The sequence below is a fragment of the Shewanella sp. genome (assembly GCF_013214165.1).
GTDB lineage: Bacteria > Pseudomonadota > Gammaproteobacteria > Enterobacterales > Shewanellaceae > Shewanella.
In genome coordinates this window covers 103,772-124,851 of the sequence record NZ_JABSSM010000019.1, presented here as the reverse complement: position 1 = coordinate 124,851, position 21,080 = coordinate 103,772, and the positions used below count along the sequence as shown (strand labels likewise).

The window sequence follows — 21,080 nt, the reverse complement described above, 5'->3', positions numbered from 1 at the left end:
TATATTTATTTATCCAGCTTGTGTACGCTGGCGTTCAATCAGATGTTCTTAGGAAAAACCAATGCAGGCATTCATTCAAGGTGTAGGAATCGGCGGTAGCCTTATCATGGCGGTAGGGGCGCAAAATGCGTTTGTACTCAAGCAAGGCTTAACACGTTCACACTCTCTGCCCATTGCCGCCCTGTGTTCTATCATAGATGCCTTGATGATCACCGCGGGTGTTGCTGGGCTAGGTCAGCTTATTTTGGCATTTCCCTTGATAAAGGACATTGCCAGTATTGGTGGAGCCATTTTTCTACTGGTCTATGGTGCCAGGGCGCTCAAGTCATCATTTAGTGAGCAGAGTCTGGCTCAAGGGGGCAATGGTGGTACCGGGACGCTAAAGGCGGCCGTGTTAACCACGTTAGGGATCAGTCTACTCAACCCGCATCTTTATTTAGATACAGTGGTGTTATTGGGCAGTATCAGTGCTCAATTTGAAGGGGCCGATAGACCCCTGTTTGGCGCAGGTGCCGTGCTGGCTTCTTTTCTGTGGTTTTTTAGCTTAAGTTTTGGAGCCAGATATCTGAGCCCTCTGTTTGAGAAGCCCAAAGCTTGGAGTTACCTGGACCGGTTTATCTGCCTGACCATGTGGACGATTGCTTTGGTCTTGATATGGCCCTATTTCGCTTAGATTTCTCTCTAGCACTTTTTGTTTATGTGTTTTATAAGCACAAAAAAGCCCGCGATGAGCGGGCTTTTGCTTGAATAACGTCATGAATTAGTCTTGCTTAAGATGGTTAAGCACGACTTCATGGTGATCTTTGGTCTTAAACTTGTTAAACAGGTGACTGATTTTACCATCTTGTCCAACTAAGAAGCTCAATCTATGGATGCCGTCATAGATCTTACCCATAAACAATCACCCTTGGAAATATTTTTAGACAGTATACTTGACGGTGCTTGATAAACTTAATCTTTAACAGTGAGTTATGTTGTATTGTTCACTTTTACTATTTACATTATATCAGTTGTCATAAAAAGTAGATCAAGGCTATGAAGGGAAAAGCTAGAACACTTTTGATGATATGAAATATAGTCTGAGGCAAGGTAAGTGAAAAAGCTTATTCGCTTCCAAACACACTTCTGGACAGAAATCACTTAGAGTATTCAGTCTAAGTTGACTGATGTAGATTAGAAAAAGATCTGCCAGGCCTTTCTTTTTGGCTAAACAACGTGTAATAGTGCCCATAGTCTACTCCTTAAGATTGTTCATATAATAGCGATAGTTACTGGCACCCAGTGCATAGTATTGCTCCCATAGTGTTATCATTTCAGTGGTGTCTATCTGCCCTTGCTTAATCATGGACCAAAGCTCAACACTTGCTAAGATCGATTCAGTCCCATCCCAAGACTTCCAACCTAAGCATTCATGCACTTTGCCTTTCACTTTTCGATGGTTTTGTTCGACAATGTTATTCAGATATTCGATAGCCAAAACCTCAATCATAAACAGCATATGCCCATACAGCCAAAGACGAATATTGATGATATCTAATGCAGCGGCATTCGCACCACTTTTATCAATAACTACCTTTTCAGGCAGGCATGTTAGTTGATGGCTTTATTGAAAAACGCCGGTGCCGCGGGCTCATCACGGGTGTCACTCAAATAAAAATCAATCATAGTCCCATATTTATCCACGCCCACTACGGATTAACCATTCTCTTGCTGTTGAGACTGGCCAGCTTAATAACATCACTTAACTGTAATTCGGTACTCAACAGGATAAAAATAAATCGTATATTCGGTTGTTTCACCCTCTTCGATAAAAGGCAGAGTAAGCGTAAAGAACCCTTGTTCTCCAGCTAGGTTGGTATTCATTACAACCAAGTCTCCACATAAAATATTGGGGTCGATGTCCAGTAAATTTGTTGGAAGTAGGTTAAAATCAACTTGCCGATAGGGAATAGCAATGCTTTCACCTTTGTGGAAATCATAAAAAAAATCAGAAGAGTTGCCTTGTATGTCCTCTGGCGAGTACATACACACATCAATACCATAATCACTTTTAGCTTTACTTGGATAACGCTTCATCTCCAAAAAGTTAACTTTGCTCTGTTTCCCTATGCGGTATTGGTCCATTACCATATGCTGAGTGTCTAACCGAATACCCTCCCTCAAAGAAGTGATAAAAACTTCCATTCTTAGGTTATAAAAGTACTCTGATTTATTTTCCTTTATAGGGCTATTGTAGAGCCCAGAGATAAGAAATCTCACCTGAACCCAATTATCCAGAGTGATAATTGGGCTAAATATTGGCGAATCTAACCCTTGATATTGCACATGTCCCAAATACTCTGTCGTCTCGACATTGGTTAAGCCATACACACTTCGAGTGCCATAGCTGTAATAGGCGCAGCCATTGAGCATCAATATCATGGATATGACTAAACAACGTGTAATCATGCGCATAGGCTACTCCTGCCGTATTAGAGCTTATCACTGCACCACACCACTGAGATATAGCTGCCCATCAAGCAATGTCGGCATAGATAAAAACTGGCAGCACTTAAACCTCGAAGTGCATAGCCGTTGAAGTCGTAACTTGATGGCATCTTTAGTGCTATGGCCACGTTCTACAACTTAATGGATTACCACCTTCATTGAATCCCCAAGCTTTAATAATGTCGGTTTTAGCGTCTACCACATAGTAAAACAAACACTTACCCACCCATTCTTTTTCTGGTGCATTAGAAAGAACTTCTTGATCACTGAAATGGTAAATCAAATTACCTTTCTCATCTTTTCTTATGTGAGTGAGGCCTTGCCCAGTAATAACAAAGTCTGCTCGCTTCAACTCCCCCGCATTTTCAAATTTAAAAACATCTTTAAACGCAATAACTGTTCCTATGTCTTTATTCCTAAAACTGTTGAAATCTTCATGCCCAGCAGCACAACTACACAATAGAACAAAACCAATGCTAACAGCTATTAAACGAGTCAATTTCATCGATGCCGCCTTTCATTAAGTAAATCCAAATAGTAATAATGGGAGTATGGCCGCATTGCAGCGACGGCAGTAAGTGCGTAGGAAGCTGGCATCGTAGCAACTAATGAAAATTGGTCGTCAGGTATAAAGCTGTAATCATGCAAACCATCATGAAACTCACCAAATGCATCCATATAAGGTCCTTTTGCTACAGTTCGCATAAAAGCAGATTGATCAGATGAAAGAGGTATATCTGCACCATTCGCAATGGCATCTTTAGTGCTATGGCCACGTTCTACAACTTAGGGGGTTACCGCCGTCATCAAAGCCCCAACTTTTTATGATGTATGTATTAGCTTCAACATCATAATAAATAAGGCACTTTCCAACATATTCTTTAATGCTATAGTTTGGTAAAACTTCCTGACCGCTAAAGTGATACCTTAATATACCGCCATATTCAACTGAAGTATGAGTCAACCCTTCACCGCCTAACAGGTAATCAGACCTTATAAGCTGTCCAGATTTTGATGATTCAAAAGGCAATTGATGCTTTATATTCTTTCCTATATACATATTTAAATACCTTTTATAATCATCATGGCCAACCACACATCCACATAAGCCCAAAAATAGTAAAATATAAATAAAGCTCGAATTATAATAATTCATTTTAATGCCCCTATTTTTCATTCATCAACTCAAAACTTGTGTAAGCGTAGTTATACGGCCTTGATGCGGCTAATAACGTCAAACCATAGGAATGAGGCATTGTCGCTACTAAACTTACTGGATTATTAGTAATGACATCTCCTTTACCAAGTACGCTAGCAAAAGTATCATGTAATCCATCATGAAATTCAGCAAATGCATCTACATACCATTTTTTGCCAAGGTCTTTCATAACACCAGCTTGATCTGACATCCCCCAATAATCTGTATTAACAATATCGACTTGTTTACCAGTATCGCTATAGTCTTTAAGTTCAACATGAACTTCACCTGTATCATTGTATGGTTTCCCTGTTCTTTTACTAATTCTCTGACTTCCATATTTATAAATAGCTTCCGCCCCCATAGTCAAAGCCTGTGCTATTGCAGCTATTTTCGCACCTTTACTACACGAACTACCCGATGCTTTACCGGCAGCACAACCACCTAAAGCAGAAACTCCAATTCTAGCTGTCGCATCCCCCAAACCTGCCACACTACCAAAATTAGCATATCCACCTGCGGTGCCAGCAATTGCCCCTGCGAGTGCGCCTCGAAACGCTCCATTTATACTTCCAGTGGTCAATGCTCCGCCAACAAAGCCCCCAGCAGCTCCCGCCAACGCACCCGTTGCAATAGCCCCTGTAGTTGTTAATGTGGCTGCAGATGTTGCGGTTGCTGCGGTTCCCCAAGTCGCCCCCAACTAGCAACCCAGCCAGATGCGGCACCATAGGTCACCACAGTTGCAACGATTGCCACTATCGGCTTCCAATACTTTTTAATTGCACTCCAAAGCTTATCGAAGAAAAACCCACTGGGGTCGGTATAGCTCATTGGGTTGTTGAGTACATAGGCATACCGGTTGTAATTTTGTAAATTATTCGGCGCTTGAATATTTGGATCTGCCTGTAAAAAGCGGCCTATATTGGCATCATAAATTCGACCATTCATATGGATAATATCCATATGCGCTACACTCTCATGGTCGGTATAACCTTTGCTGGATGACGGTGAAGTAAAGCCATTAAGCACTGAGCTGGTATAGGCGGCTATCTGCTTACCCCATGGGTCATAAGTAAACTGCTGCACTACGCTACCTGCGGAGTTGGTGACCGTTGTCGTCGAGCCTTGATGGTCTGTATGTAGATAGTAAATGTCACTGCTGTTATTGCTGCGGTGAGTAATAACCACATTGCCTACATACAGTTTCTCTTCGGTGAGTGATGCTTGACCGCCGCCAGTTCGCACCACCTTTTCGTATAAACCATCCACATAATAGGTGGTGTAGTAGGCATTGACGTTATTCTCTCTTTTCACGTCATAACGCTCGAAGCGGTTACGGTTGACGTCATACTTAAAGTGACTGGACTCGTTGCCTTGGCTAATCGTGTCAATTAGATCCGAGGAGGTATAACTAAAGCTGCGATTGCCATCATTAATGATGTTACCTCTAGCATCATAGCTCATGCTATATCGGGTCTGCGCTGAGGATGTGCAGGTTTGCCCTGATAAGGTATACCCGGCTGGACACTGATATGTCGCTGATGCCGTACTCACTGTATAACAGCCTGAGCCTGAGACTGTGTAACCACTTGGGCAGGTATAAACAAAAGTCGCTGTCGCCGGAATGGGGCATGAACCGCCAATACAGTCAGACGGTCCGCCGCCTCCAATAGCCGCAAATGAACTTGCGCCACCCCCACCATAGGAGAAATCAAAGTTGCACATGTTACCGACGAGGGAGTAATTAGAGGGACAGGTATATTGAACGCTCAGAGTGGCATTACCTGCGTAGGTCCACTTTTCACAGTTACCAGTATTACTATTTTCACTATAGCCTGCCGGACACTGAGCCGTAGCGGCATGGTGCTCGCGCTACAACTGTCCCCTTCACAGATATTGCTTAACCGATATGGATTGTTTTCATCATATTGATAAGTGCCAGTACCTGTTTTAGAGGTAATATTCCCCCAGTCATCATAGCGAGTATGTTGGCTTGATTTGAAATCGACGGGCAAGGTGCTTCCGCCACTACTGACAGTAATCGTTCTGTCATATAGTCGATACAAGTCATCATAAACATAGGTTTCAGCAAAAGTTGCGGGGGCGCTACTCAACTGGTGTTGACGCCAAGCAAGGTTTCCTACCTCATCAAAGTCATATTCTAGCTTATGCAGCGTGCTGCCTTTGGTCAGCGTCATGCTGTCAATCAACCCTAAATCAGGCGTATAAGTTAGCTTTTCTTGTGCACCATTACCGTATCTTTCATCCGTAACTTGACCTCGAGCATTCATGTGATGGATGGTCTGATAAGCGAGTCCAGAGGCATTGTCTGTTCGCTTATAAAGATAACCATAACTGTTATAGTGATTGATAACTTTAACGAGACTATTAGGGTAGGTGGTTTTAGAGAGGCGGCCATAGCCATCATAATCAAAGCCGATGCCGTAGCTGTTGCCTGCCACAGTGGTGGCATGTAAATAGAGCCACCCAGAGTTAATTGTACGTTTTATATCCTCCTACTAAGCTTTGGTTATTAGTAGAAGTAGGAGGTTGTTATGCCCCGTCCCCGAAGAACTCAGATTAGTATTGAAGATACGCCGTGGTACCACGCAGTCTCAAGATGTGTTCGCAAAGCTTGGCTAACAGGAGTCGATCCTAATACGGGTCAATCCTATGAGCATCGACGAGATTGGGTTGAATCTCAGTTACTTAATACAGAAGTCGATTAAGCGATATATCTTGCTAACGCTTTCAAAAGAGTTGAGATGCTTAAATGAGCCGATTGCTATAAAAGCCAACAAAGAAGATAAGTGTACCGGTCGTTTCTGGGAGGGGCGTTTCACCTATTTCCTTTTTAAGAGTCAAGCACTGTTAGATGAAGCTGCGGTTTTGACTTGTATGGCTTTCCCTTCATGGGCAATGAAAGTTCGTCTAAGATACTCAATAGGTTGAGTATCTCATCAGGTAACTGGATAAAAATGACCTCTGACTTTGGTAACTATTTCATGGTCCTGTTGGCAACTGCTTTGAAAAGCACTGAAACAAAGAGCTTACAAATTACTGCGACCACCTACAGAAAAGACGTCGTCATTTTGCTAAGTGCTGCAAGTACCTGGAAGATGGCTGCGGTGTTTTTCAAGATAGTCATTAGCTGATTTTCCCTCCTTTACAATTATTTCCACTTAAACAGCTTGAGTTAACCAGCCTTGCCTGAAAATCGATATTTTAGCTAGAAATTCCCAGTTCGACGATGTAATGGACAGAAGTTGCAGCCATATCGGTAATCACTGTGCTTTGTTGTACGTTGAACTGAAAGCTCGTTATTGCAGCGTTAAATTGTTGATTTATTGTGGGTGGCCAGATTAAACGGGGCTAAGTGGATAGCCCCTGTATAAACACAGTCAGACGGCAAGGGAGAACATTATGTCCTCAAGTCCATTTGTAGACGCTATTCGACAAGACATTCGATTACGTGGCTATAGGGTCAGGACAGAGAAATCATACCTCTATTGGATATGAACAAAAACATGGGCATCCATCGTTACTTTATTCATTGCTAGCTCAACAATTAATCCAAATCGAAGAAAATAGCAACTAAGTGTAGATGCGGCTGCGAGCTTCGCAGAGCCTAGATGGCCTACAACATTTGGTATTCCTTCCGCTGACCCATAGGGATATGGGAAATGTCTTAAAAGCTTCATGAGCGCTTAAGGCTTTGGAGGTTGATGCAAATGTGCATCATGGTACGCATCACACTTTATTTATTTATTTGTTTGTTTAAACATACTGTTTAAAACAGCAGTTTGTGTTTACAGCCTCATCATCGTTTCCTGAAGAACCTGTGGTTTGTGTTTGATATTAATATAACGACCGTTTGTCATTTATAGCATGGGATGATGCTTGAACTTGGGCATTAAAAGGAAGAGAGATCTTCCGTGTCATAGGGCTTTTTATCTGGCTTCACTTTATAAGATGCTGAGTGAGCACCGATCCCCAGTGATTGACCTCTGCTATTGAACTAGATTATTCTGTTTGTTTTTAATTGTTTACCCCCACTGGTGCTGTAAATAGAAGCAAGGTACAATCCTTGCTTAACCGGAGGTAGAATAGTCATGTTTGAACCCCTGCTAACGCAGCCTGAAATCCTTACTTTTGATCATGGGTCGACGCTTAACATACATCTTAATGAAGCTATCAGTGATTTTGGCTTGCTACAGGCCATCAGTGGTCATGTCGGTGAGTTTATCTTAGTCGAAGTCGGTCCTGCATCAGTATCTGTGTTATTCAGATTGCATCCATTTTTATCGCTTAAGTGCGGATCACAGATGATGCGAACCAAGCCTGACACCAGTAGCCTCTCAAGAGGGGTAGGGCAAGGTTGGCGCTTATTTTCTGGATTAGGCGTTTCTCCTACCTTGTGTGGACAACAGTTGAGGTCGGGACTGGCTATTAATATAGACTGCACAACCAATGCCAATGCCGATTTCAGCATAGCCGCTCCTACTATGTGGCAAATAGTGGCGCTCGAGGAGGATTTGCGCCTGTTTCATGGGCCCAGAGAGTTAGTTCAGGCGAGAGCTTTGGTGGCGAGAGAGCTGGCTTATGATTTTACTACCGGGCAAATCTTACTCGAGCTATCCGAGCTGGAAAATGTCAGAAGCGAGCTTGCTCGCTTTGGCTGTAGTGAACTCGTGCTAAGGCACCCGGATGTCAGTGTCGAAGTCTCTAAGCTAGATGCGCAACTGTCCCGCAAGAAGCAGTGGTTATCGCGGAGTTTCAATCAATCTGTGGAACGGCCAAATTGGCAAGATGCCGCGAATCAGCAATTAACGAATGATGTTCAGGCACGTAAATTAGAGTATTATCGCCTGCTTTCGACTCCTGCCATCAATGAAATGATACAAGAGCTCATTTTGGATGAAGAGTAACCCTAGGACCATTGGATTAAAAATGAAATACGTTTGCCCCATCTGTAAAACCCCTTTAATGCTTCAACAGAAGACCTGGTCCTGCTCCAATAATCATAGATTTGATTGTGCTAAAGAGGGCTACGTCAATCTGTTGCCGGTGCAGAACAAGCACTCTAAAGATCCTGGCGATAATAAAGAGATGATGTTCGCCAGGAGAGAGTTTCTTAATCAGGGTCATTATCAGCTGCTCAGTGACAGGGTGAATGCTCTCGCCAAGCGCCATTGTCCGGGCGCTAAGCTGGGTTTAGATGTCGGCTGTGGAGAAGGCTATTATAGTCACCGCTTGTTTGAAAGTTTGCCTGAGTTGGACCTGCAAGGGCTGGATATCTCTAAGTCAGCATTAAAATATGCCTCTAAGAGATATAAAGACATGAGTTTCTGTGTGGCCAGTGCGTTTGAAATGCCATTTGAAAATGAGCAGTTCGATTTCATGTTACGCATATACGCCCCCTCATTGGACGAGGAGCTGAGACGGGTCATTAAACAGGGCGGTACGCTCATTACGGTATCTGCTGGCAAGCATCATCACTTTGCCCTGAAAGAACTCATCTACGAGGCGCCTAAACACCATATTAGTGAGAGTAGCCATATCCAGGGCTTCGAATTAGTTCATAGAGAAAACTTAGAGGCCGAGCTGGTGTTGAACGATGAAGTGGATATCACTCATTTTCTTAATATGACCCCCTATAGCTGGAAGTTAACTCAGCAGCAAAAAGCCCACATGATTAGCCAAGGCCTCAAGTGTGAACTCGATTTTAAAATCGAAGTTTTTAATGCCATGTAATTTTTAAATCGATATGATTGGTTAAAAATTAATCAAGCGTTTGTTTTTAGTGTTTTTACATCATCTATGACTAACGACAGTTTGAACAAGCGCGAGAAAATAAAGCGAAATTAGACTGACTTATTGTGTTTGATTGTTGACATAGGCTGAGAATGATTTATAGTAAACGCAGCTTGAAGGTTGGACTTATTTTTATGTATCAATGCGATCCGTTCGTCCTGTTAACATAAGTAATACCGGCATTTTCAGCTTTACTGCCGTTTTGGCTTTATTTTTATATTTAGTTACAGGATTTATATCATGTCTCAAGTTACTGGCGTTGTTAAGTGGTTCAACTCTGACAAAGGTTTTGGATTTATCGAGCAAGAGTCTGGTCCAGACGTCTTCGTTCACTTCCGTGCGATTCAATCAGACGGTTTCAAAACTCTTGACGAAGGTCAGAAAGTTCAATTCACTGTGACTCAAGGTCAGAAAGGTCCACAAGCTGAAAACGTAACTATCGTTTAGGTTTGGACTTTCGATTAGCACTTAGCTAATCCAAAAGAATTTTTAAGAGCTGCGATTTATCGCGGCTCTTTTTTTGTCTGAAATTTAGAAAATGATAATTTAACTCAAAGTGTTAGGCTTTCTGGAACTCTCATTGCGCATAGCATTAGTGAGCCGGCCAAGGGGCACTCCTGACGCCCAATCCCCAGCTTCATTTCTCCCGATAAACAAGCAGCTTCTATAAATCTCTCTCTTTAAAGCAAAGTGCTTTATGCCGCTATATGTTCTCGATATACGACTCATGGTCAATTTTGTTCCGTACAAAATAAGGCATTCCCTCCTTGACCTACAGTGCTTTGAACTGCCGCTGAATGAACAGATACTTACTCGGAATGGTATAATACCTATGGCGATAAGTCTTGGACTGGAACTGCATAGATTGACAATAACAATAACAATAACAATAACAATAACAGGGACTAAGATAAGCTGCAGATAAAAGAAGGGCGCCTCATGGGCGCCCTGTGATTGATAGAGATAAGTATTAGCTTAAGAGAAGAGTTTGTCTTCCAGAGTACGTCCCTTGAGAATCGCCTTGTACCTCCAGCCGTGACGGGTGAATAGGGTAAATAGCTGCACCTCTATATCTTTTATCTCACTGGCTGCGTAATGAATTAAAAATTCATTCTCTTGTTTAAGAGTCACCGAGTTTATTCCTGTTAGCGCTTCAACTCGTGAAATTAACGCCTGATTGTCGCACTCCTGCATCGAAATTGTCAGGTACTCATCGAGTAAGTTCTCCTGCATAGAAACAGATTGGCCTAATTTCCCCTGATCTAAGTAGATCACCTGATCACAGAGTTTCTCTAACTCATCTAAGTTATGTGAGCTAATGACGAAGGTGATATTCGATGAAAGGGATTTGACCAGCTCACGGATCACCTTGGCATTGACAGGATCCAGCCCTGCCGTGGGTTCATCCAGTAACACCAGCTGTGGTGAACCTATTAAGGCTTGAGCTATGGATGCACGCTTACTCATTCCATGGCTTAATGCGGTTGGCTTTTGCTCGACAACATCACTCAGTCCCACCAGTGACAGGACCCGTAGCCCCTCGGCCTTAGCCTGGCTCTTGGTTAATCCCTGCAGGCTGCCAAACAGGATGAATTGGGTGATAAGGTTAAGATTGGGATCTAGGCTGGCATCTTGAGGCAAGGAGGAGACTCTACCGAGTAATTTCCTGCTGCCGGGTTTCTCACCCATTATGGTCACTTTGCCGTGGCTGGGCAGCAGGTAGCCGCATAGGAGGCTAAATAGCGTGGTCTTGCCCGCACCATTCGGGCCTACGAGGGCGATGGGTGCTCCGGGTTTCAGCTCGAGTGTGACCGCATCCAGTGCGAGTTTACTGCTGTAGGATTTACTGAGATTTTCACATTTAATCAGACTCATAGTGAACTCCTTTGCATGTAACTTCTGCCTAGGAAAAGTAACACGCCTGCTTGAATGAGCGGTATTGGGGCATATATCAGGCTAGAGATCCCTTGAGTATTGATCATCATGCTTAGCTGAGCACCGGGTAATATCCAACTTAATAGCTCGCCAACCGCGGGCAGCTGACTATTGACGATAGCGATCACAATCGCACTCACAGCCCAGAGTAAGATGGCGTAGATAGTGGCTTGTCTCGCGGAATTGGCGTACAAGGAGAGCAGGGCCATCAAGGCCGTGTATGGCAGTAAGATGATGAAGATATTAATAAACACCACCAGGCCAGAGCTTAGTGCGGGCAGTAACAGGCTTGACTCCCGTGACAGTGCCAGCAGTATCGTGGCCGCGACCGTTAACATTAATAGTAAAGATTGAATCAACATGTGGCCGATGAAGCGACCGAAAAACAAACTGTCTCGCCCAGTCCTTAAGATCAAGAAGCGAAAGCTGCCTCGGCTTTTATCTGAGGCAAATTGATCCGCGGAGACAAAAATGCTGAATAGAGGAAAGAGATACAGGGCCGCGACCCAAAATATTGCCATCTCAGCCACTTGCCACTGGAAGAGTTTATCGACCGAAGACTCGCCAAATATCCCGGCGATCAACTGCCTGAAATCCGGGCTCAGGAGAATATCCGAGGCGCCGCGAATGGGATAGAGTAAGATCAGCATCCACACGAGTGCGAAGGCGATGAGGGCGATCAAGCCCTTGGGATTAAACAGCAGCTTCTTTAATTCAAATTTGGCCAGTATGAGCGTGTTGCGCACTAAGCCGGTATTTAGGTTAGGTTCCAAAATCATCCCTTATATTGTTATTGAACACATGGACGCTAAGTTATCACCAAGGCATATGTTATTTTATCTTACTGAGTAATATGCTGTTTAATGTGTCAGCGTTATCAGTTGAGAAAATCCTGCAGTGCTTCTTTTAGTTGGGCGACGTCCCGCTCTAGCGTGGTCACTCTGGCGACTAATTCGGCTTGTGCTAAGTTCTCTTCGGTGGCTGACTCAGACTCAGTGGCTGCGATTGAGCCAGCTCTTGTTGGCGTGAATGCCATATCGGTCTCACGCGCTTGGACTGCCTCGTCTGAAAAAAGCCCGATGAAGCGTGAGTCTCGTCTGCCTGGCTCTTTGGCAAGCTGCCTGACTAATGCCGGGTCGGTGAGGGTTAACGAGTCTAAGGTCTTATCGACTTCGCTGACATCGTGGAAAGGGTGTAAACGGCCACTTCGACTCTTTAACTCTCCCGGTGTCTGGGGCCCACGTAGCAGTAATAAGCAGATGATGGCGAGTTGAGCCGAATTGAACTGTAGATCGCTAAATTCGGTATTACAGAATCTATGCTTATACTTAACCACTCGCGAACCGAAACCGGTTTGGTCTGTGACTAGCCGGCGTTTCATCAGCGCATCGATACTGGCTTGAGTCTCGGCTTCCGTCATGGCAAGAACCGGATCTCGACTCGACTTTTGGTTACAGGCCATAGTGAGTGAATTGAGGGACAAGGGATATTGATCTGGGGTGGTGACTTCTTTCTCAAGTAGACAAGCTATCACCCTTGCTTCATGGAGCGTGAGATTCATTTCAGTTAACTCATAAAAAAAGCATGACTTTGTTATAACAGAGTCATGCTTTTAATCAAAGAGCCAAGCAATAAGTTACTGGTTTTATGCGCGATAACTAGACAATTATCGACGTCTACCCTAGATGTACCTAGTCTTCTACTATTCTAATGCCATCGGGTGCTATGGTGATCTGCTTATTCTTATACAGTCCACCTATGCTTTTCTTGAAGGCTTTCTTACTCATCGACATTTTGGCATAGATGGTTTCTGCATCAGTCTTATCATTGAGAGGCAGGAAGCCACCGGCTTGGTTAAGCTTAAACATGATGGTAGTAGAATGTTTATCTAACTCGGATTTTACACCCTGTTGTAGGATAAGGTCTATCTTGTCATCGCTGCGTACTTGCTTGATGAAGCCCTTCAACCTTTGACCAAAACTTAGGGTCCGAAACACCTCATTTTTGAAGATGACGCCCCAATGGCTGTGATTGATAATAGCCTTATAGCCAAGATCTGTGGTGCCACCTATGATCAGGTTGACCGCTTCATCTTTATCATATGGAGGCGGCGTTCTGTCGAGGAATTTATCGACTTTAGCCGAGGCGACAATGCGCTCATCGACGTTGCTGGTGTAGATATAGACTAAGTAGGAGCGACCCACTTCAATCTCTCTGTGTTGTTCAGCGAAAGGGAGTAGCAGATCTTTATCTAGACCCCAGTCGAGGAAGGCACCGTATTGACCGGTAGCAACAGCTTCTAAATAGGCAAACTGACCCACTTCAGCCAGTGGCTTCTTAGTGGTCGCAATGATGGCATCTTCTGAGTCCAGATAAAGAAAAACATCGATTTCATCACCGACATTACACTCTTTTGGAACCACCTTGCTAGGCAATAGTACCTGGCCTAGGTCGTGTGCATTGAGATAAACACCAAAGTCGACGCGTTTTACGACTTCGAGGGTGCAAGATTTTCCTATTTGTATCATGTGACTCTCTGTTGCTTAGGGACTGCTTCGATGCTGGATTATAGTGGAAAACCGATTAACAATCTTTAAGTGATTTTAATCTCTGGGGCTGATTTGTTTAAAAAATCGACGTCGAGTACGGATTTGCCCCTAATCATGTTAATCTTGACTGGCTTTTTTAACCTTATATTTTTATATCTTATGCTTGCAATAGCATCGTCTGCGGTGTTTAATTACGCCCCATTTTTATGGTCTGGGTATCAGGCTTCACATTGAAACTCGGGCCAGTTTGTGCTGACGAAGGCGTCGATATCGCCTTCGTATTTTGATTTTAATTTTTAGGTTTAATAATTATGAGTGATTGGTCTATTAATGATGCCCGTAACGGGTATAACGTTAATTATTGGAGTCAAGGGCTCTATGGGATAAGTGATGCCGGAGAGGTCACCGTTTCTCCCGATCAAACTAACCCGGAATTTACTATTGGCTTAAATGAGCTTGCCCAAGACTTGGTCAAGTCTGGTGTTGCCCTTCCTGTATTGGTTCGTTTTCCGCAAATTTTGCATCATAGGGTCAACAGTATCTGTCATGCGTTTAACCTGGCGATTGAGAAATACCAGTATGAGTCAGATTATTTGCTGGTGTATCCGATTAAAGTGAACCAGCAACAGACAGTTGTAGAAGAGATACTTGCCAGCCAGAAATCGAAAGAAGTGCCGCAACTGGGCCTGGAAGCCGGCAGCAAGCCAGAGCTGATGGCGGTGTTAGCCATGGCTCAGAAAGCCAGCTCTGTGATTATCTGCAACGGTTATAAAGACATTGAATATATCCGACTGGCACTCATAGGCGAGAAATTAGGCCATAAGGTCTATATCGTCCTCGAGAAACTGTCGGAACTTAAGAGCATACTCCAGGAAGCGAAAAAACTTGGCGTGACCCCCAGACTGGGTTTACGAGTACGCCTGGCGTTTCAGGGCAAAGGAAAGTGGCAGGCCAGTGGTGGCGAGAAGTCAAAATTTGGCCTGTCAGCAGCTCAAGTTCTGACTGTGATTGAATCTCTCAAAGATGAACAAATGTTAGATTGCTTGCAATTGCTGCATTTTCATCTGGGATCGCAAATTGCCAACATCAGAGACATACGCCAAGGGGTGAATGAAGCCGGACGTTTTTATTGTGAGCTACAAAAGCTGGGCACCGATGTAAAATGTTTCGATGTCGGTGGTGGCTTAGCGGTCGATTATGATGGGACTCGCAGCCAAAGCAGTCATTCGATGAATTATGGTTTGACTGAATATGCCAATAATATCGTCAGCGTGTTGACCGATATCTGCAAAGAATATCGGCAGCCTATGCCACAAATCATCTCTGAGTCTGGCCGATACCTCACGGCCCATCATGCGGTGCTTATCTCTGATGTGATTGGGACTGAAGCCTATAAAGTCGAAGTCATTCAAGCCCCAGATGCTGCTGCGCCTGTACTGCTGCATAACATGTGGCAATCTTGGGTGGAGGTGAGTGACCGCGCAGATCAACGAGCCTTGATAGAGATCTATCATGATTGCCAGAGTGACTTGTCTGAGGCTCACTCATTGTTTGCTCTAGGTCAACTGTCTCTCTCCGAGCGGGCCTGGGCGGAGCAAGTCAACTTAAGGGTGTGTCATGAACTTCAAGGCGTAATGAGCACTAAGTATCGTTTCCACCGACCCATCATAGATGAGCTCAATGAGAAGTTAGCCGATAAGTTTTTTGTCAACTTTTCTCTGTTCCAGTCATTACCCGATGCATGGGGCATAGATCAGGTCTTCCCGGTATTGCCGTTATCGGGCCTGGATAAAAAACCTGAACGTCGCGCCGTAATGTTAGATATTACCTGCGATTCAGATGGTTCTATCGATCAGTATGTCGATGGTCAGGGCATAGAAACCACCTTGCCAGTTCCAGCCTGGAGCGCCGAGAGCCCCTATCTGATTGGCTTCTTCCTTGTGGGTGCCTATCAGGAGATCTTAGGCGATATGCATAACCTCTTCGGCGATACTAACTCTGCCGTGGTCCGAGTCGATGAGAATGGCCTGACCAATATCGAGTCTGTGTTAGCGGGGGATACGGTCGCCGATGTGCTCAAATATGTGAATTTAGACGCGGTATCATTTATGCGTACCTATGAAGAGCTGGTTAACATGCATATCGAAGAATCTGAGCGTGCTAATATCCTCGAAGAGTTGCAGTTAGGCTTGGAAGGTTATACCTATCTGGAAGACTTCACTTAATTTAACGGCCTCAAGCAGCACTGATCTTGACAGTGATACTTGAGGCCAAGGTAATCCTATATGGTATTTGAAGGTTCTGAAAAGATCATCGAGCTGGGTGTGCAGTCTGGCTCGCCTTCATTAAGACATCTCCCCTATGCTTTTTGGCAGACTCTGGTCGCGAGCGCGGGCGCCGACATCATCTCTTGTGTGAAAAATGATGCGTGCGATGCTTATCTGCTCAGTGAGTCCAGCCTATTTGTGTGGGATGGACGGATCAGAATGCTCACTTGTGGCGCGACTCTGTTATCCAACGCACTGGTGCTGTTTATCGAAAGGCTAGGGGCAGAGTCGATTGCTTACGCGACTTACCAGAGAAAAAATGAGTATCTGCTGCAGCCACAAATTCGCAGCTTCGATCAAGAGCTTGCTTATATCACCCAGACGATAGCAGGTAAGGGATACAGAATAGGGCAACTGGACAGTCATCATCATTATCTGTTTACCGCCAATGGTGAAGCGCAGTCGTCTAAGTCACAGGTTAGGGCTAAGCCTTTAGCCAGCATTGAGCTATTGATGTATCACTTAAGGGGCCCATTGGCGGAGTATTTTCGTTCCCCCCAGCAGACTGTTGAGGGGATCCGTGATGCCCTGCAGCTGAGTTCCATGTTTATCGATTTTGAATTTGATGACCACCTCTTTAGCCCATATGGTTATTCACTCAATGGCATTAAAGGTGATCGATATTTCACTCTGCACATTACCCCACAGGAGCAGAACTCCTATTGCAGTTTTGAAACCAATTTGACTGATAAGGATTTACCGGCTGACGTACTCGAGCACTTTTTACTCAAGTTACAGCCCGAGCGCTGGGACCTCATCTGTGTCGATCGGCCCATGCTCAGTGCTAATCCGCGAGATAATACCAGCATCAACACCTGTTCAATCATCACAGATATTGGTTATGATGTTCATTTTAAGCATGTTGATCAACAAGATGAATTGCTTTTTACCCAAGTTATATAAATATTTAGACCCGTTGGAGAGTGTATGACCACCATGATAGATAAACCTGATTACTCATTGTATTCCAATGCCTTTGGTTATCTAAGACAACCCCTGAATTTTAATCCCATCGCCTCGGATGCCGATGTGGTGATCTTAGGTTTGCCTTTCGATATGGCCACGACAGGACGTTCTGGTGGTCGTATGGGACCTGGCGCTATTCGGCAGGCATCGATCAACTTAGCCTGGGAAGAGACCCGTTGGCCCTGGGATTTCAAACTCAGCGATCACCTGAACATAGTCGATGCAGGCGATCTTGTGTATGACTGTGGCGATTCGGCAGATTTCACCCAAAGAGTCGAAGACTTTGCCACGGCCATTCTGGACGCCGACAAGGGCTTGCTGAGCCTAGGTGGCGATCACTTTGTCACTCTACCTCTGCTCAGAGCACATTTTAAAAAGCACGGTAAGATGGCACTACTTCATTTCGATGCACACACAGACACTTACAGCCAAGGCAGTCAGTATGATCATGGCACCATGTTTTACCATGCACCGAAAGAGGGGCTAATTTCAACCGCGCATTCAATTCAGGTAGGGATCAGAACCGAATATGATCGTGAGTCACATGAATTTCAAGTGATCGATGCCGCGACTGCCAACGATATGCACGCCGACGATATCGTGGCACAGATTAAGGCGCGTGTGGGTGACATGCCCTTGTATGTGACATTCGATATCGATTGTTTAGATCCGGCATTCGCGCCGGGCACAGGTACACCCGTGTGTGGCGGGTTAACCAGTGATAAAGCCATGAAAATTTTACGCGGCCTGCGCGGCCTGAATCTGATCGGCATGGACGTAGTCGAAGTCGCCCCAGCCTATGATTCGGCCGAGATAACGGCTCTGGCGGGGGCGACACTGGGACTCGAAATGTTGCATTTGTGGGCGGATAAAAAAAGAAACCCCATAAAAAATAGCGATTAATGACTTGTGTAGGAAAAGAAAAATGTCGAAATTGAGTGATATAAGACGTGAATATACCTTGGGCGGACTCAATGAAGAGGATCTTCCAAGCGATCCTATGGTCTTGTTTTCTAAGTGGATGGAGCAGGCAAGGGACAGTGACTTGCTGAGTGACCCTACCGCCATGGTGGTCGCCACGGTCGATGCCGATGGACAGCCATTTCAAAGAATCGTGCTGCTTAAACGTTTCGACACCGGTGGCTTCGTATTTTTTACCAATTTAGCCAGCAGAAAGTCACAGCATATCGCCGTTAACTCGAAAGTTAGTATCTTGTTTCCCTGGCATGCGCTAGAACGACAGGTGGCCATCACAGGCGAGGCTGAGGCGTTGTCGACAGCTGAGGTAATGAAATATTTTATCACTCGTCCCAAAGAGAGTCAGATAGCCGCCTGGGTCTCTAAGCAGTCGAGTAAGATCTCTGCAAGGCAGGCGCTAGAGAGCAAGTACGCCGAGATGAAAGCCAAATTTAGCCAAGGTGAGGTGCCCTTACCTAAATTTTGGGGCGGCTATATCGTTAGGCCAAGCAGTATTGAGTTTTGGCAGGGGGGAGAGAAACGCCTTCATGACCGTTTTATCTATACCAAAGAAGCGGCCAGTTGGGACATCAGCAGGCTCGCGCCATAAAGACCCACGCACATATATTCAAGTAAGGAAATGAGAGTGGCGATGACACGGTCATTTTTTACTTTATTTCAGCATTTACTTATGTAAATTCATTTATATACTATTACTAACCAATCATGTTTTGATTATGACAATTAATAGCGGGAGCAGGTATGAATAAGTTATTGATAGGGATCTTGTTATGTTCAATTGGCGGGACCGCATCGGCTGCGGCCTGGACCGTCGACAGTAAAAATTCCAATGTGAATTTTATTTCGACAAAGAAAGTCGATCTGGCTGAGGTCCATCATTTTAACTCCTTCTCTGGTCAGTTGGATGACAGTGGCAAATTCGCGCTCACGATAGACTTGGCGAGTGTATGGACCAATATTGAGATCCGTGATATTCGGATGAAAGAGCTGCTTTTTGAGGTGGGTGTGTATCCGAGATTAGTGTTGAGCTCAAATATCGACTTGTCTAAGCTCGCCGATATTGCTGTTGGCGGTACCAGTGTCATGGATATGTCTGCCGAATTATCAATGCATGGCAAGAAACAGATAATGCCTATTAGGGTCACGATTGCTAAATTGTCAGAGGATCGGCTCTTAGTGGTGAGTACGCAACCGCTAATAGTGAATGCGGCGAGTTTTGGTTTGACGCCAGGTATTGAAAAATTAAGAGACGTCGCGGGCTTGAGCTCGATAAGTCAGGCTGTCCCAGTGTCATTTGTATTGAATTTAACCCGTTAAAGGTCAAATGTAACAAATTATGTTTATCTATGATGAAAACGGTTTAAAATGTCGATAGACTGGTCGGTGAGCATGGCAACTAGCATGCTCTAACTGCATAACTGCATAACTGCATAACTGCATAACTGCATAACTGCATAACTGGATAGGTGAATAAGGGCTAAGATGGTTACAGATAAAGATGGATATATGCATCTCATTCAGTACCTCACAGAGCATTTAGGTCTGTTTGAGGGGCAAGAGGTGGTTTCTGTGGCGGGAGATACCGTGATGGAATTATTCGAACAGCTGTTATCGGCGCAGATCATCATGGTGTGTGGTCAAAATCCTTGTCTGACGTTTGCTCAAAGAAATACGGTGATCCGTGAAATTGATGCGATAGTCTACGATCTCGAAGAGATCTTAGCCAGTGTAGCCCAAAGCAATGCAACAGCCGAGCAGACCCTATTTATCACGGAATTCTCTGGCTTGATCAAAAATCTGTTCGATCAAGAAATTGCTAAACTCGTGGGCGGTTCGCAGTAAACATTCACTAAATTAAATCGCTAATGCAGGCCATAGTAGTCGCGCTATTGACTCGGTATACTCCTCTTTAGGCATTTATTTTAGCTGGACTTTATATTTAGTTACAGTATTTTACATCTCCTTTCTTGTGGTCAAATAATAAGCCACCTAATGTTATATCTATCAGTTTTTTACCCATGGGTATTAAACCAGCTAACACATTAGGGCACTCATTTGACCGTTTTCACTGGCTCGACTCACCATCAGCATCTAACTGTGTATCTGGCGCTCTTGCTATTTTGGTGGGTGATCCACACTTTTAGCGTTAATGCGTTCGACCTTGGATGGGGTTTTTTCCCATTAGTGGTGTCACTTCCGTTGGTGCCGTTTATACTTGTTTGGTTAGGTGTGCAATTTTTCCGGCATTTCAGGTCCGTTAAAGCGGGTGCAGACTTAGGCAAACACCTGATTCATTGTTTGTGTATTTTGTGCCTATTGAGTTTGTTTATGTTTCATTTTATCTACTGATAGTTCTCTATTTAATGGCTTGCAAGGAGTGCATAATGTTAGAAATCTTGGATGGGTTTAATCACGATACCGTAGCGATAAAGGCCTCAGGTGTTGTCACCGGCGATGACTATGACCAACGCTTGCTACCAGCAATTGAGGCTAGACTTAAAGATCATGCGTCGATCAAGCTTTGGTATGAGTTTGACGAAGGTTTTAAGGGCATCACGGTGGAAACATTATGGGATGATGCTATGTTAGGTTTTTTTCATTTGACGGACTTTTCCAGAGTCGTCATTATTACCGACAGCGAGTGGATCTCGGCTATGGCCAAAGCGATGGCTTATATGATCCCCTGTCCGGTTAAGGTGTTCGATAAACGTAGCAGCCATTTGGCTGAACAATGGATTGCAGATAACGAAAGTTAATCTCACGCTATGGTAATGGAAACTGAAATAGGGTCGGCTCTTGGGTCGGCCTTTTTATTGTTTGATTGAT

At 44.4% G+C, this 21,080-nt stretch carries 21 protein-coding genes and 3 pseudogenes; 12 read left to right on the top strand and 12 right to left on the bottom strand.

The features are described 5' to 3' along the window. The first annotated feature begins 61 nt into the window (after positions 1 to 61). Positions 62 to 673 (top strand): LysE/ArgO family amino acid transporter, encoded by a 612-nt coding sequence (locus tag HRU42_RS06855; RefSeq protein WP_295029747.1) that lies wholly within the window; start codon positions 62 to 64, stop codon positions 671 to 673. 87 nt (positions 674 to 760) lie between these two features. On the opposite strand, the pseudogene HRU42_RS06850 reads toward HRU42_RS06855, so the two are convergent. From HRU42_RS06850 to HRU42_RS06815, 8 genes and pseudogenes are all read right to left on the bottom strand, one after another. Beyond that, a pseudogene (locus HRU42_RS06850) lies at positions 761 to 898 on the bottom strand (thioredoxin-dependent thiol peroxidase); the annotation flags it as partial. Positions 899 to 1,234: 336 nt separating this feature from the next. Continuing rightward, a pseudogene (locus HRU42_RS06845) lies at positions 1,235 to 1,683 on the bottom strand (DDE-type integrase/transposase/recombinase); the annotation flags it as partial. A gap of 54 nt (positions 1,684 to 1,737) precedes the next feature. After that, on the bottom strand, positions 1,738 to 2,454 hold the full coding sequence (locus tag HRU42_RS06840) for a hypothetical protein (RefSeq protein WP_295029746.1): 717 nt from the start codon (positions 2,452 to 2,454) through the stop codon (positions 1,738 to 1,740). Positions 2,455 to 2,605: 151 nt separating this feature from the next. Further along, a complete protein-coding gene (locus HRU42_RS06835) occupies positions 2,606 to 2,992 on the bottom strand; it encodes a hypothetical protein (RefSeq protein WP_295029744.1) in 387 nt (128 codons plus the stop codon). Positions 2,993 to 3,253: 261 nt separating this feature from the next. Then, the gene (locus HRU42_RS06830; RefSeq protein ID WP_295029742.1) at positions 3,254 to 3,643 is read right to left on the bottom strand and encodes a hypothetical protein; all 390 of its coding nucleotides are present in this window, start codon (positions 3,641 to 3,643) and stop codon (positions 3,254 to 3,256) included. 10 nt (positions 3,644 to 3,653) lie between these two features. Continuing rightward, positions 3,654 to 4,268, bottom strand: coding sequence for a hypothetical protein (locus tag HRU42_RS06825; RefSeq protein ID WP_295029740.1), 615 nt, complete (start codon positions 4,266 to 4,268; stop codon positions 3,654 to 3,656). Positions 4,269 to 4,333: 65 nt separating this feature from the next. Then, a complete protein-coding gene (locus HRU42_RS06820; RefSeq protein WP_295029738.1) occupies positions 4,334 to 5,410 on the bottom strand; it encodes an RHS repeat domain-containing protein in 1,077 nt (358 codons plus the stop codon). Between the two features lie 44 nt (positions 5,411 to 5,454). Further along, positions 5,455 to 6,147: a hypothetical protein gene (locus HRU42_RS06815; RefSeq protein ID WP_295029737.1), complete on the bottom strand. Its 693-nt coding sequence runs from the start codon at positions 6,145 to 6,147 to the stop codon at positions 5,455 to 5,457. Positions 6,148 to 6,240: 93 nt separating this feature from the next. Between HRU42_RS06815 and HRU42_RS06810 the strand changes: the two are divergent. From HRU42_RS06810 to HRU42_RS06795, 4 genes and pseudogenes are all read left to right on the top strand, one after another. Then, positions 6,241 to 6,836: pseudogene (locus HRU42_RS06810) on the top strand (hypothetical protein). A 961-nt stretch (positions 6,837 to 7,797) separates the two neighbouring features. Continuing rightward, positions 7,798 to 8,613 (top strand): hypothetical protein, encoded by an 816-nt coding sequence (locus tag HRU42_RS06805; RefSeq protein WP_295029735.1) that lies wholly within the window; start codon positions 7,798 to 7,800, stop codon positions 8,611 to 8,613. 22 nt (positions 8,614 to 8,635) lie between these two features. Beyond that, positions 8,636 to 9,439, top strand: a complete 804-nt coding sequence (rlmA, locus tag HRU42_RS06800; RefSeq protein ID WP_295029734.1) for a 23S rRNA (guanine(745)-N(1))-methyltransferase — start codon at positions 8,636 to 8,638, stop codon at positions 9,437 to 9,439. 300 nt (positions 9,440 to 9,739) lie between these two features. Further along, on the top strand, positions 9,740 to 9,946 hold the full coding sequence (locus HRU42_RS06795; protein WP_005501438.1) for a cold-shock protein: 207 nt from the start codon (positions 9,740 to 9,742) through the stop codon (positions 9,944 to 9,946). A 528-nt stretch (positions 9,947 to 10,474) separates the two neighbouring features. On the opposite strand, the gene HRU42_RS06790 is transcribed toward HRU42_RS06795, so the two are convergent. From HRU42_RS06790 to HRU42_RS06775, 4 genes are all read right to left on the bottom strand, one after another. Continuing rightward, entirely contained in the window at positions 10,475 to 11,374 is a 900-nt protein-coding gene (locus HRU42_RS06790; protein WP_295029732.1) for an ABC transporter ATP-binding protein, read from the bottom strand. Beyond that, positions 11,371 to 12,213 carry an ABC transporter permease subunit gene (locus HRU42_RS06785; RefSeq protein ID WP_295029730.1) on the bottom strand — a complete coding sequence of 281 codons (843 nt, stop codon included), beginning with the start codon at positions 12,211 to 12,213 and terminating at the stop codon, positions 11,371 to 11,373. Before HRU42_RS06785 ends, HRU42_RS06790 begins: the two co-directional genes overlap by 4 nt. A gap of 98 nt (positions 12,214 to 12,311) precedes the next feature. Next, positions 12,312 to 12,995, bottom strand: a complete 684-nt coding sequence (locus HRU42_RS06780) for a YceH family protein (RefSeq protein ID WP_295029728.1) — start codon at positions 12,993 to 12,995, stop codon at positions 12,312 to 12,314. A 130-nt stretch (positions 12,996 to 13,125) separates the two neighbouring features. Then, positions 13,126 to 13,962: a S1-like domain-containing RNA-binding protein gene (locus HRU42_RS06775; RefSeq protein WP_295029726.1), complete on the bottom strand. Its 837-nt coding sequence runs from the start codon at positions 13,960 to 13,962 to the stop codon at positions 13,126 to 13,128. Positions 13,963 to 14,294: 332 nt separating this feature from the next. Here HRU42_RS06775 and speA point away from each other — a divergent pair, with 332 nt between their 5' ends. The 7 genes from speA to HRU42_RS06740 all read left to right on the top strand — a co-directional run bounded on the left by speA (position 14,295) and on the right by HRU42_RS06740 (position 21,010). Further along, positions 14,295 to 16,208 carry a biosynthetic arginine decarboxylase gene (gene speA, locus HRU42_RS06770; RefSeq protein WP_295029724.1) on the top strand — a complete coding sequence of 638 codons (1,914 nt, stop codon included), beginning with the start codon at positions 14,295 to 14,297 and terminating at the stop codon, positions 16,206 to 16,208. Positions 16,209 to 16,268: 60 nt separating this feature from the next. After that, positions 16,269 to 17,213: an adenosylmethionine decarboxylase gene (locus HRU42_RS06765; protein WP_295029723.1), complete on the top strand. Its 945-nt coding sequence runs from the start codon at positions 16,269 to 16,271 to the stop codon at positions 17,211 to 17,213. Between the two features lie 24 nt (positions 17,214 to 17,237). Beyond that, positions 17,238 to 18,179: an agmatinase gene (gene speB / locus HRU42_RS06760; protein ID WP_295029722.1), complete on the top strand. Its 942-nt coding sequence runs from the start codon at positions 17,238 to 17,240 to the stop codon at positions 18,177 to 18,179. A 22-nt stretch (positions 18,180 to 18,201) separates the two neighbouring features. Further along, the gene (gene pdxH / locus HRU42_RS06755) at positions 18,202 to 18,843 is read left to right on the top strand and encodes a pyridoxamine 5'-phosphate oxidase (protein ID WP_295029720.1); all 642 of its coding nucleotides are present in this window, start codon (positions 18,202 to 18,204) and stop codon (positions 18,841 to 18,843) included. A 152-nt stretch (positions 18,844 to 18,995) separates the two neighbouring features. Beyond that, on the top strand, positions 18,996 to 19,571 hold the full coding sequence (locus tag HRU42_RS06750; RefSeq protein WP_295029718.1) for a YceI family protein: 576 nt from the start codon (positions 18,996 to 18,998) through the stop codon (positions 19,569 to 19,571). Positions 19,572 to 19,736: 165 nt separating this feature from the next. Next, positions 19,737 to 20,096, top strand: a complete 360-nt coding sequence (locus HRU42_RS06745) for a DUF3802 family protein (RefSeq protein WP_295029717.1) — start codon at positions 19,737 to 19,739, stop codon at positions 20,094 to 20,096. Between the two features lie 542 nt (positions 20,097 to 20,638). Next, on the top strand, positions 20,639 to 21,010 hold the full coding sequence (locus HRU42_RS06740; protein WP_295029715.1) for an STAS/SEC14 domain-containing protein: 372 nt from the start codon (positions 20,639 to 20,641) through the stop codon (positions 21,008 to 21,010). Positions 21,011 to 21,080 lie beyond the last annotated feature (70 nt).

Excerpts from the sequence above, each read along its gene's own strand:
- HRU42_RS06855 (WP_295029747.1), top strand. The coding sequence starts at position 62 with ATGCAGGCATTCATTCAAGGTGTAGGAATCGGCGGTAGCCTTATCATG.
- HRU42_RS06840 (WP_295029746.1), bottom strand. The coding sequence starts at position 2,454 with ATGCGCATGATTACACGTTGTTTAGTCATATCCATGATATTGATGCTC.
- HRU42_RS06835 (WP_295029744.1), bottom strand. The coding sequence starts at position 2,992 with ATGAAATTGACTCGTTTAATAGCTGTTAGCATTGGTTTTGTTCTATTG.
- HRU42_RS06830 (WP_295029742.1), bottom strand. The coding sequence starts at position 3,643 with ATGAATTATTATAATTCGAGCTTTATTTATATTTTACTATTTTTGGGC.
- HRU42_RS06820 (WP_295029738.1), bottom strand. The coding sequence starts at position 5,410 with ATGTGCAACTTTGATTTCTCCTATGGTGGGGGTGGCGCAAGTTCATTT.
- HRU42_RS06805 (WP_295029735.1), top strand. The coding sequence starts at position 7,798 with ATGTTTGAACCCCTGCTAACGCAGCCTGAAATCCTTACTTTTGATCAT.
- rlmA (WP_295029734.1), top strand. The coding sequence starts at position 8,636 with ATGAAATACGTTTGCCCCATCTGTAAAACCCCTTTAATGCTTCAACAG.
- HRU42_RS06795 (WP_005501438.1), top strand. The coding sequence starts at position 9,740 with ATGTCTCAAGTTACTGGCGTTGTTAAGTGGTTCAACTCTGACAAAGGT.
- HRU42_RS06790 (WP_295029732.1), bottom strand. The coding sequence starts at position 11,374 with ATGAGTCTGATTAAATGTGAAAATCTCAGTAAATCCTACAGCAGTAAA.
- HRU42_RS06785 (WP_295029730.1), bottom strand. The coding sequence starts at position 12,213 with ATGATTTTGGAACCTAACCTAAATACCGGCTTAGTGCGCAACACGCTC.
- HRU42_RS06780 (WP_295029728.1), bottom strand. The coding sequence starts at position 12,995 with ATGAATCTCACGCTCCATGAAGCAAGGGTGATAGCTTGTCTACTTGAG.
- HRU42_RS06775 (WP_295029726.1), bottom strand. The coding sequence starts at position 13,962 with ATGATACAAATAGGAAAATCTTGCACCCTCGAAGTCGTAAAACGCGTC.
- speA (WP_295029724.1), top strand. The coding sequence starts at position 14,295 with ATGAGTGATTGGTCTATTAATGATGCCCGTAACGGGTATAACGTTAAT.
- HRU42_RS06765 (WP_295029723.1), top strand. The coding sequence starts at position 16,269 with ATGGTATTTGAAGGTTCTGAAAAGATCATCGAGCTGGGTGTGCAGTCT.
- speB (WP_295029722.1), top strand. The coding sequence starts at position 17,238 with ATGACCACCATGATAGATAAACCTGATTACTCATTGTATTCCAATGCC.
- pdxH (WP_295029720.1), top strand. The coding sequence starts at position 18,202 with ATGTCGAAATTGAGTGATATAAGACGTGAATATACCTTGGGCGGACTC.
- HRU42_RS06750 (WP_295029718.1), top strand. The coding sequence starts at position 18,996 with ATGAATAAGTTATTGATAGGGATCTTGTTATGTTCAATTGGCGGGACC.
- HRU42_RS06745 (WP_295029717.1), top strand. The coding sequence starts at position 19,737 with ATGGTTACAGATAAAGATGGATATATGCATCTCATTCAGTACCTCACA.
- HRU42_RS06740 (WP_295029715.1), top strand. The coding sequence starts at position 20,639 with ATGTTAGAAATCTTGGATGGGTTTAATCACGATACCGTAGCGATAAAG.